Origin of the sequence: Rhodosalinus sp., assembly GCF_041685465.1 — a bacterium.
Taxonomy (GTDB): Bacteria; Pseudomonadota; Alphaproteobacteria; order Rhodobacterales; family Rhodobacteraceae; genus Rhodosalinus.
In genome coordinates, this window is record NZ_JAWLFS010000236.1 from 1 (window position 1) to 4,435 (window position 4,435).

A 4,435-nucleotide genomic window follows, 5' to 3' on the forward strand; every position below is an offset into this window, starting at 1 on the left:
CTGCCGGCCGAGTTCGGGCAATGCGGCCGCTTCCGGATGGAGGAGGTCTCGGCCTACGACCACCGCGGCCCGGCGTGGAAGTGGCACCACATCTCGATGAACGAGCACACCGGCACCCATTTCGACGCGCCGGTGCACTGGGTGTCGGGGCGCGATATTCCCCACGGCCACGTGGACGAGATCCCGCCCGAGGCGCTGATCGGCCCCGTCGTCGTCATCGACTGCTCCGAGGGCGCGGCGCAGGACGAGGATTTCGAGCTCACGCCGGAGATCATCGCGGCCTGGGAGGCCGCGCACGGCCCCATCCCGGCCGGGTCATGGGTGCTGATGCGCACCGACTGGTCGAAGCGCTCGGGCGCCGGCTACCTCAACATGCGCGAGGACGGGGCGCATTCGCCCGGCCCCACGCCGGAGGCGGTCAAGACGCTCGTCGCGCGCGACATCCGTGGCTTCGGGGTCGAGACGGTGGGCACCGACGCAGGCCAGGGCGCGCATTACGACCCGCCCTTCCCGGCGCATTTCTACCTGCACGGGGCGGGGAAATACGGGCTGCAATGCCTCGCCAACCTCGACCTTCTGCCGCCCACGGGCGCGATGCTCATCGCGCCGCCGCTCAAGATCAAGGGCGGCACGGGCAGCCCGCTCCGCGTGCTGGCCCTGATCCCGAAGGAGGCGACATGACCGACCACACCGCGCTCATCACCGGCGGCTCGAAGGGGATCGGCGCCGATCTGGCGCAGGCGCTGCTCGACCGGGGCTATCGGGTGGTCTCGATGGCGCGCCACAAGGGCGACTGGCACCGCGACCGGCTGGAGCAGGTGGAGGTGGACCTGCTGGACCCGAAGGCGGTCGAGGAGGCCGCCGCCGACGTCGCCGCGCGGCACGAGATCACGCATCTGGTGCACAACGCGGGGCTGATCTGGCCCAATCTCGTGGAAGAGGCGAAGGCCGAGGACATCGCGGGGCTGGCGCAGCTTCACCTCGGTGCGGCGCTCACGCTCTTGCAGGCGGCCTTGCCGGCGATGAAGGCGCGCGGCTTCGGGCGGGTGCTCTTCAACGGCTCGCGCGCGGCGCTGGGCGTGCCCACGCGCACCGCCTATTCGGCGACCAAGGCGGGGATGGTGGGCATGGCCCGCACCTGGGCGCTGGAGCTTGCGCCGCATGGCATCACCGTGAATGTCGTGGCCCCCGGCCCGATCCGGACCGACAACTTCTGGGGCATCGTCGACAAGGGGTCCGAGCGCGAGGCGAAGCTCGCCCAGGCGATCCCCGTGGGACGCCTCGGCCAGCCCGCCGACGTAACGAACGCCTTCCTGTTCTTCTGCGACCCGGCCTCCGGCTTCGTCACCGGACAGGTGCTCAATGTCTGCGGCGGCGCGAGTGTCGGGGGCATGTCGCTCTGACGGCGCGCGGCGGGAGAAGGGGGCGCTGCCCCCTCTTGGCCTTCGGCCAATTCACCCCCGGAGTATTTGGGCCAAGATGATGGAGCGTGAAGCGGTCATGCCCATCATCTTGGTCGAAATACTCCGGGGTGCGCGAGGGGCGGCGCCCCTCGCCTGCACGAAGTGCCAGAGAGCGTCACGCCGCAGGCGTGGCCGCATGGACACCGACTGTGGTTCACCCCTCGGCGAAGCCGCCGTAATTCCCGCCGTAGAAGAGGAGCGGCGCGCCGTCGCGTGACTCGGCCCGCAGGACCCGGGCGACCACGATCAGATGGTCGCCGCCGTCGTGCTCGGCGGTCTTTTCGCACTCGAAGCGGGCGAGGCAGCCGTCGAGGACCGGAACGCCCTCGCCGTTCCGGTGCCAGTCGAGCCCGTCGAAGGCATCGCCCGACCGCGCGAAGCCGCGGCAGATCTCGAACTGTTCGGCGCCCATGACGTGAACCGCGAAATGCCGCGCCGCCGCGTAGAAGGGAAAGCGGCTGGAGCTCTTGGCCGGCGACCAGAGGACGAGCGGCGGGTCGAGCGAGACGCTGGCGAAGCTGTTGGCGGTGATGCCCAGCGGGCCGGTCGGCGTCGCGCAGGTGACGACCGTGACCCCGGTGCCGAAGCGGCCGAGCGCGTTGCGCAGCGCGCGTTCCTGCCCCGGTCCGGGAACGAAAGTGTCGCTGGTCACCGTGTCGGGCATGCCCCGGCCGCCTCCGTTATCCGTGATCCTGCCGGGAGATAGCCTCCCGGTGCCGCGGGCCAAGCCCTTATCAGACCTCCATCCAGATCGTCACCGGCCCGTCGTTGACGAGCGCGACCTGCATGTCGGCGCCGAAGCGGCCGGTGGCCACCGGCACCCCCTCGCGCGCGAGGGCGTCGGCGGCATGTTCGTAGAGGCGTTCGCCCGCCTCTGGCGCGGCGGCGGCGGAGAACCCGGGACGATTGCCGCGCGCGGTGTCGGCGGCGAGCGTGAACTGGCTGACGACCAGCGCCGCACCGCCCGTGTCGCGGAGCGCGCGGTTCATGCGGCCCGCCTCGTCGGGAAAGATCCGGAGGCGGGCGAGCTTCGCGGCGAGCCTTTCGGCCTCGGCCTCCGTGTCGCCCTGCATCGCGCAGACGAGCACGAGCATGCCGGCGCCGATCTCGCCCACGACCGCCCCGTCGACGCTCACCCGCGCCTCGCTCACCCGTTGCACCAGTGCCCGCATCGCGCTCTCCCTGCCGGTCGGACGCGACGGTGCCGTGCCGGACGGGGCGATGCAAGCGCGGCGCTTGCGATTGACCGGCGTCAATCACATCTCCGGCGATGCAGGCAAACTGCGGGTTATCCGCTTCTCAGCAAGGGAGATTCGCAATGGTCGAGAAATCGCAATCGTCGAGCCTCTGGCCCGCGCTCTACGATCCCTTCCGCTCGCTCGGCGCGCGCGTGGCAGAGATGCTGGCGCCGGCCTCGGACGCCTCCGGCGGCGACGGCGCCTACAGGATCACAATGGAACTTCCCGGCGTCTCCGAGGACGATATCGAGGTGAACGTGGACGCCGGGGTCGTCACCGTGACCGGCGAGAAGAAGGCCGAGCGCGAGGAAAGCGGCGACACCTGGTTCTTCACCGAGCGCCAGTACGGCAGCTTCACGCGGTCCTTCCGCCTGCCGGCGGATGCCGAGGAGGACAAGGTGGAGGGGCACATGAAGGATGGCGTGCTGACCATCACCGTGCCGCGCAGGCAGCCCGACGCGGACGGCGGCAAGAAGAAGGTCGCGATCCGAAAGGGGTGAGGCCGCCGGCGCGTGGCGTGCAGGGAAATGCCGGCACGGCGCGCGATCGGGAGCGGGCGCATGGCGTGCCACGTGGCCGTCCCCGGCGCGTCTTGCATGGCGTCGGGCGCGGCCCCGAGCCCCCGGATCTGGCGCTGCGGCAGAGGACGGCCCTGCGCCTCGGTCGCCGGCGTCGCGTGAGCGCGCGCCGGGGTGGACCCGGAGCCGGTGGGCCGGCCGCGTCCCGCCGGCGCGCGGCAGGGTCTAGTCCGGGCCGAGCGCGGCGACGACCGGGAAATGATCCGAGGCGACGCGCGATGCATCGCTTCGGTGCACGTGGGCCTGCCCGCCGAGGCCCGGCGACAGGATGAAGCGGTCCAGCGCGAAGCGTGGCATACGGGTGTGGAAACTGAGCCCCGCCGGCAGGATCCGCGCGACGTCGGCGAAGGGGGCGAGCGTTCCGACTGCCCGCGGCTCGTTCAGGTCGCCCGCGATGACCCAGCGCGTCGCGCCCTGCGCCCGGATCACCTCGGTCAGGCGTGCCACCGCCACGCGCCGGAATGTCGCCACGAGCGGCAGGTGGCAGCCGACGAGGAAGAGCTCCCCGTCGGGCATCCCGAGGCGCGCCAGCACCGCGCCGCGCGGCTCGAGCCCCGGCAGGTCGATCGCGTCCAGATCGAGGAGCGCGATGTGCGGGGCGAGCGCAATGGTGTTGCCGTGAAAGCCGGTCCGCCCGAGGCCGACGCTCGGGTCGAGCAGGCGCAGGCCCGCGTGCGCTTCCATCGACGCCTGCGACAGGACGGCGCGGCGGGGCGGCACGCGCGTGTCCACCTCCTGAAGCACGGCGATATCCGGCGCGATCTCCGCGAGGACCTCGACGATGCGCGCCGGGTCGCGGCGGCGGTCGAGGCCGACGGCCTTGCGGATGTTGTAGCTGGCGAGGCGGAAGCGCGCGCGCGGCTCCGGCAGGGCAGGGGTCATGGGCATGCCGTCGCAAGCCTAGCAGGCAAGCTGTCGCGGACGCCAGTCTCCGGCCCGCGTGAGCGCCCTGCGCACTCCTGCGCCGTCCGGCCGGTCGCCGCGGCCGCAGGCGGTGCGGGTGTGCGCGGTGACCGGATCCCTGCCGCGGTGCCTGTACCGCTGGGGTCTCCCGAGACCGGGCGGCGCATGGCGTCCTGCCCCGGGCCCGGCTTTCAGGCGGTCTGGCACGACATTGTGCGGGCGCGGCGCTGCCGGTCGCGGCCCCGAAGGTGTG

General features: G+C 72.1%; 6 protein-coding genes. 3 read left to right on the forward strand and 3 right to left on the reverse strand.

What is annotated here, in order from left to right; translation table 11 throughout:
- Positions 1–681 (forward strand): cyclase family protein (locus ACESL7_RS13380; protein ID WP_372893808.1); only part of this gene is annotated, 681 nt, incomplete at its 5' end.
- On the forward strand, positions 678–1,403 hold the full coding sequence (locus ACESL7_RS13385) for an SDR family NAD(P)-dependent oxidoreductase (RefSeq protein ID WP_372893809.1): 726 nt from the start codon (positions 678–680) through the stop codon (positions 1,401–1,403). The genes ACESL7_RS13380 and ACESL7_RS13385, both read left to right, overlap by 4 nt.
- Before the next feature lie 214 nt (positions 1,404–1,617).
- Here ACESL7_RS13385 and ACESL7_RS13390 read toward each other — a convergent pair whose 3' ends face one another.
- A complete protein-coding gene (locus ACESL7_RS13390; RefSeq protein ID WP_372893810.1) occupies positions 1,618–2,127 on the reverse strand; it encodes a flavin reductase family protein in 510 nt (169 codons plus the stop codon).
- 70 nt (positions 2,128–2,197) lie between these two features.
- The gene (dtd, locus tag ACESL7_RS13395; protein WP_372893811.1) at positions 2,198–2,635 is read right to left on the reverse strand and encodes a D-aminoacyl-tRNA deacylase; all 438 of its coding nucleotides are present in this window, start codon (positions 2,633–2,635) and stop codon (positions 2,198–2,200) included.
- A gap of 146 nt (positions 2,636–2,781) precedes the next feature.
- On the opposite strand from dtd, the gene ACESL7_RS13400 reads away from it, so the two are divergent.
- Entirely contained in the window at positions 2,782–3,201 is a 420-nt protein-coding gene (locus ACESL7_RS13400) for an Hsp20/alpha crystallin family protein (RefSeq protein WP_372893812.1), read from the forward strand.
- Between the two features lie 243 nt (positions 3,202–3,444).
- Here ACESL7_RS13400 and ACESL7_RS13405 read toward each other — a convergent pair whose 3' ends face one another.
- Positions 3,445–4,161, reverse strand: a complete 717-nt coding sequence (locus tag ACESL7_RS13405) for an endonuclease/exonuclease/phosphatase family protein (protein ID WP_372893813.1) — start codon at positions 4,159–4,161, stop codon at positions 3,445–3,447.
- Between the last annotated feature and the right edge of the window lie 274 nt (positions 4,162–4,435).

What these genes read in the sequence shown, in the direction of transcription:
- ACESL7_RS13390 (WP_372893810.1), bottom strand. Translation starts at nt 2,127, where the DNA reads ATGCCCGACACGGTGACCAGCGACACTTTCGTTCCCGGACCGGGGCAG.
- ACESL7_RS13385 (WP_372893809.1), top strand. Translation starts at nt 678, where the DNA reads ATGACCGACCACACCGCGCTCATCACCGGCGGCTCGAAGGGGATCGGC.
- ACESL7_RS13400 (WP_372893812.1), top strand. Translation starts at nt 2,782, where the DNA reads ATGGTCGAGAAATCGCAATCGTCGAGCCTCTGGCCCGCGCTCTACGAT.
- ACESL7_RS13405 (WP_372893813.1), bottom strand. Translation starts at nt 4,161, where the DNA reads ATGACCCCTGCCCTGCCGGAGCCGCGCGCGCGCTTCCGCCTCGCCAGC.
- dtd (WP_372893811.1), bottom strand. Translation starts at nt 2,635, where the DNA reads ATGCGGGCACTGGTGCAACGGGTGAGCGAGGCGCGGGTGAGCGTCGAC.